General features: G+C 71.6%; 4 protein-coding genes. All 4 read right to left on the bottom strand.

Annotated features, from left to right (window positions below):
- Nucleotides 1-1,449: hypothetical protein (locus tag VFZ20_RS30700; protein WP_329687788.1), on the bottom strand; the 1,449-nt coding region annotated here is incomplete at its 3' end.
- 532 nt (nt 1,450-1,981) lie between these two features.
- On the bottom strand, nt 1,982-2,383 hold the full coding sequence (locus tag VFZ20_RS30695; RefSeq protein WP_329687787.1) for a hypothetical protein: 402 nt from the start codon (nt 2,381-2,383) through the stop codon (nt 1,982-1,984).
- Nucleotides 2,384-2,431: 48 nt separating this feature from the next.
- A complete protein-coding gene (locus tag VFZ20_RS30690; protein WP_329687786.1) occupies nt 2,432-3,325 on the bottom strand; it encodes an SDR family oxidoreductase in 894 nt (297 codons plus the stop codon).
- 135 nt (nt 3,326-3,460) lie between these two features.
- On the bottom strand, nt 3,461-4,279 hold the full coding sequence (locus VFZ20_RS30685; protein WP_329687785.1) for a helix-turn-helix transcriptional regulator: 819 nt from the start codon (nt 4,277-4,279) through the stop codon (nt 3,461-3,463).
- Nucleotides 4,280-5,103 lie beyond the last annotated feature (824 nt).

Below are 5,103 nucleotides of genomic sequence, written 5' to 3'. Positions count from 1 at the left end.
GTTGAACGCGTCCTGCCGCACGAGGCCCGCGTCCGTCGTCTGGCGGTACACCTTCTCCATCAGCTGCTCGGTCTCGCTGCCCTGGAAGTAGCTCTGCGCCACGCCCCAGTGCGAGTTGGGCGCCTTGGTCACGCCCTCGTGCCGGCGCACCGCCGGTTCCAGCGCGGCGAACACGGACTGCGTGCAGGTGCCGCTGCCGCGCCCGTTCTGGTCCGCGTGCCACCGCCGGGCCGCCTCGGGCGCCGAGGCGTCGCCGTACAGGCCGGGGTGCAGCACGATGCTGAAGTCCACGGCCGGCCAGGGCTCCGCCAGGTACATGAGCCCCCCGTTGGGACCGCCGTTGGGACGGGCGACGGGGTGGCGGTCCAGGATGTCGAAGTTCATCTGCGCCAACGCGTTGCCCAGCACGCCGTTCTTGCGGTTGGGGAACGGCGCCATCTCGCGCAGGCCGATCGACACCGAGGGATCGTTGAGCGTGAGCTTGGGCCAGTCGCGCGCCGACACGTGAAAGCTGGTCGTGAACGTCTTGCGCTCCACGGCGCCGTCGTCGCCCGTGAGCTCCAGGTCCACGCTCACGCGGCTGCCCGCCACGGCCGATCCCTGCCAGACGTACTCCGTGTTGGCGCCGTGGCTGGTGCCCGGAGCCTCGGCGATGGTAAAGCCGGTGCCCGTGGAGCGACGGCCCAGGACCTTGTACGCCTTGTCGGGGGTGATGGCGCAGCGCACCGTCTTGCCGCGCTCGATGGTGCTGGCGCCGTCCGCGCCCTTGCACTCCAGGATGGGATCGGTGATCTGCTCCACCGTCAGCACCTGCCCGCTGCTGAAGGCGAACATGGGGATGGGCTCGGGGTGGGCTGAGCACCGCACCTCCACCCCCAGCCCCTGGCGCGCCACCCAGATGGGCGTGTTGGCCTCGAGCTGCTGCTCCGTCTCCACCGTGGTGGCGTCGATCTCCGTGAGGGGGAATCCCCAGTCCGTGGCTTGGCGCGTAAAGACGGCCACCCGCAGGTAGTTGCCCAGCGCGGGGCGGCCCTGGGGGCCCCACTCGCCCAGGAAGTCCGTGAACACCCCCTGGGGGCAGGGCCCGGGAAAGGTGGGGAACTGCGACACGGTCACGGCGCCCTGTACGCGGATGCGGTACTTGCCGGCGGCCGGAACGACGATCCCCGTGGCCCCCCACGGCAGGGTGCTGGTGCCCGTGAGCGAGTTGGGGGCGATGGGGAGGCTGTACCGCCCCACGACGTTGGCGGCGGACACCGCCATGCGCGGCTCCGCGAGGGGACGGGTGGCCGGCGCGGTGAGCGAATCCGCGCACCCGGCCAGCCCGGCAAGGGCGAGCAGCGCCGCCGCGCGGGCCAGGCCGCCGTGGAGAACCGGTCTGGAGCCGCGGCCTCCGGACGGGATGCCGGGGGCCGCGGGGGGCGCCGCAGCCCGGAAGAGCTGGGTCATGTGGAGTAGCTTTCCTTGATCGGGTGAAGCCAAGGGGGGCCAGGGCCGGGGCGGGGACTTTCGCGGATGGAAAGGGTCCCGTGCGGGGCATGAGCGTTCGCGACCGGGCGCCTGGAATAGGTTTTCCTGCGATGGAAACGGCGGGATTCAGCGATGGGGCATACGCACTCCGGGGGATGGGAGCGAGAGGGACGGGGGCCGCCCCGTGGGACGTGTCGTGGGTGTGCCCACAGAGTACCTCGCCGCTCCACCAGATGCAAGAGTGTCGTAAAACGGTTCCACCCATCCCAACCGGGCTCGCCCGCACCCAGCGTTCATGCCGGCACGGGGACGGTTCCCGGCGCAAACCGACCATCTGCCGGGCAGGTGAGCGCACCCCGCAAGAATCGATAGGGTGTCCTGTGCGGAGCGCCGGATGTGTAACCCGTCCTTGGGCGATGCGTGTCGAGATACGGAAAATACAGGACCGGCGGAGAGCATGAGCTCCCCGCCGGCCGAATGAGGTGGATCGAGCCCGGCGTTCAGGACTCGATCAGCTCGTCCCCCGCCCCGCCGCCGCGCACTGGTTCGCGGGGGTCCAGGGGATCTCCGTCGGGATGTCCCACACCAGGTCCACCACGACGCCGCGCGCGTCCAGCATCACGGCCAGGTAACGCACCACGTCGTCCTCGTCGATGATCCAGCTGAGGATGCGCTCGCGCCGGAACAGGCCGTCACGCGTGGGCTCGCCCAGCGCGGCGCGCAGCTGCGCCTCCGTCGTCGTGCAGAGGGCGATGGCGCGCACGGCTCCGCCCCGGTCCACCGGCGCGGGAGCGGTCGCGGGCGCCGCGCGCGCGCAGCCGGACGCGGCCGCGAGCACCAGGCTCGCCAGGGCGATCCCCGCCTTGCCGCGCATGGAGGCCTGGATCCGGCGGGCCGCATCGATCATGAACATCGCTCGTCAGGGGGTGGCAGAGCCGTGGGCGTCCTGGCGCCCTCGCCGTCAGGAGAAATAGCCGCTCTCGCGCATGTCGTCCAGCAGGCCGGCCTCGCGCGGATGCCAGCCCAGCGTTTCGCGGGTGAGGACGCTGGACGTAGGGTTGTCGATGGTGGCGAACCCGGCCATCCACTGGAAGTGCGCCGGCGCCTCGTCCGGTGTGATGCCGCGGACGGGTAGCCCCAGCCCCAGGCCAATGGTCTCGGCGATGGCGCGCATGGGAATGCCCTCCTCCGCCACGCCGTGCACCCGCGCGCCGGGCGCCCCGTTCTCCAGCGCCAGCCGGTACAGGCGCGCCGCGTCCAGCCGGTGCACGGCGGGCCAGCGGTTCTCGCCATCGCCCACGTACGCCGCCACGCCCGCGCGCCGGGCGAAGTCGATGAGCGCGGGGACAAAGCCGTGGTCGCCCGCGCCGTGGACGGACGGCGGCAGGCGCAGGACCATGGCCCGCACGCCGCGCCGGGCGGCATCCATCACCACACCTTCCGTGGCCGCGCGGTGGGCGCCCGGACTGTCCGTCGCGGGCGAATCCTCCTCCGTGCGCGTGCGGCCGGCGCCGAGCATCGCCGTGCCCGACGTCACGACGAGCGGCTTGCCCGAGCCTTCCAACGCGTCCACCATGGCCTCCACGGCGCGTCGGTCGATGGCCGCGTTGTCGGCGAACCGCGAAAAGTCGTGGATGAACGCGGTGTGGATCACGCCGTCACACGCCCGCGCCGCCGCGGTCAGGCTCTCCACGTCCGACAGCTCGCCCCGGTGCGCCGCGACGCCCTGCCGTGCCAGCGCATCCGCCGCCGCGTCGCTGCGCGCCAGTCCCACCACCTCGTGCCCCGCCGCGAGCAGCTCGGGCACGATCGCCGACCCGATGAAGCCCGTGGCCCCCGTTACGAACACCCGCATCGTCCGCCTCCTTGAGTGATCTCGACGCTTTCGGAGGCCGGAAGATGGACGGATGGCGGACGGAGAAAAAGCCGTGACGTTATACCGGTATGGCCGCTACCCGGATGCGCGCCGGCGGACGCCGGCCGATGCGGCTCAACTGGCGACGAGCGACCGGACGCGCTCCAGGTCCGCGGGGGTGGACGGCGTATAGATGACCAGTCCCAGGTCGGGCTGGTCGTCCACGGCGAAGGAGGAGTAGTCGAGGGTGATGGTGCCGGTGGCGTGCTCGATGTGCTTGGTGCCCTCGCCATGCGTGCGGACGTCGTTGTCACGCCACAGGGCCGCGAACTCCGGGCTGGAGCGGCTGAGCTCATCGACCAGCGCCCGCGCCTGCTCGCTGGCGCCGGACCGGGCGGTCTCCAGCCGGAACGTGGCCACGCCCAGGCGCGCGGAGGCTTCCCAGTTGGGCCGGTTGGCGCGGACCTTGGGATCGTGAAAGAGCATGCGGAGGATGTTGCGCTGCCCGGGGGCGAGCGCGCCGTAATCCGTCAGCACGGCGGCCGCGGCGCGGTTCCAGGCGACCACGTCCCACGCGGACGTCTTTACGTAGGCCGGGCTCAGCGGCAGCGCGTCCAGCACGCGCTGTAGCTGCGGCGTGATGCGCGGGGACGGCTGATGGCGCACCTCGGGCGGGCGACCGTGGGCGAGGAGAAACAGGTGCTCGCGTTCGGCCGGGGTAAGCATCAGCGCGCCCGCGACGCGCTCCAGGACGTCGGCGGAGGGCGCGCCGCCGCGGCCCTGCTCGAGCCATGTGTACCACGTCGCGCTGACCTGCGCGCGCTGGGCTACTTCCTCGCGCCGCAGCCCCGGCGTGCGCCGGCGCCGCGCGGTGAACCCGAACGCCGCTGGGTCCAGCCGCGCGCGCCTGTCCTTGAGGAACGTGCCCAGCAGGTTGTCGTGTGATGCCCCCATGCTCCGCTCGCTGCTCGTTGCCGGTGCGTCCGCGTCTGCCCGACAGATGGTTCTGCCGAGTCGACTGCGCTTGGGAATCTATGCGGAACTTGCGAGCGGTGGCAGAGTCCGCGCGAGCGCCCCCTCCGCTCGCTTAGGCTCGCACCTCCCCCAAAACTGCTGGGGGAGGTTGGAAGCGCATGGGTTCTGCCACGCGACGGCCGGTCGCGGACCGGAGGAATCAGCAGGGAGACGGCGTCCCTTGGTAAAGGGGCTGCTTTCGGCGAGGGGACGGGATCCGCGTTTTTTCGAAGAGGCACGATGGCAGCGTCGGACGCGGAGGGCTGCGCGTGCGCATCATCCACCCGATCGCGATCGGTAAAGGGATGCTCGCGCTGGGGGCCGGCCCGGTGGGCGGGAGCCGGCTCCGAGTCTCGCACGCAAGATCCTTCGTCGCCGCCATGGCTCGCGCGGAGGGCAGGATCGCGCGGCGGCTCCTCAGGATGACGCTTTTCGCGGGACGTTTGATGAGGGACGGACGCGCCGGCGGTGGGCGAACACCGCGCACGAGAGCCGGGCTTCGAGTATCGCACGCAAGATCCTTCGTCGCCGCCATGGAGCGCGCGGAGGGCAGGATCGCGCGGCGGCTCCTCAGGATGACGCGTTTCGCGGGACGTTTGATGAGGGACGGGATGCGCCGGCGGTGGGCGAGCACCGCGCGCGCAAGCCGGGCTTCGAGTATCGCACACAAGATCCTTCGTCGCCGCCATGGCTCGCGCGGAGGGCAGGATCGCGCGGCGGCTCCTCAGGATGACGCTTTTCGCGGGACGTTTGATGAGGGACGG

The sequence above is a fragment of the Longimicrobium sp. genome, from assembly GCF_036280135.1.
GTDB lineage: Bacteria > Gemmatimonadota > Gemmatimonadetes > Longimicrobiales > Longimicrobiaceae > Longimicrobium.
The sequence above is the reverse complement of the archived record's forward strand: the minus strand, read 5'-3'. Positions and strand labels throughout refer to the sequence as shown.

Bases quoted from the DNA above. Each gene is read 5' to 3' on its own strand.
- VFZ20_RS30695 (WP_329687787.1), bottom strand. From the start codon at position 2,383: ATGTTCATGATCGATGCGGCCCGCCGGATCCAGGCCTCCATGCGCGGC.
- VFZ20_RS30685 (WP_329687785.1), bottom strand. From the start codon at position 4,279: ATGGGGGCATCACACGACAACCTGCTGGGCACGTTCCTCAAGGACAGG.
- VFZ20_RS30690 (WP_329687786.1), bottom strand. From the start codon at position 3,325: ATGCGGGTGTTCGTAACGGGGGCCACGGGCTTCATCGGGTCGGCGATC.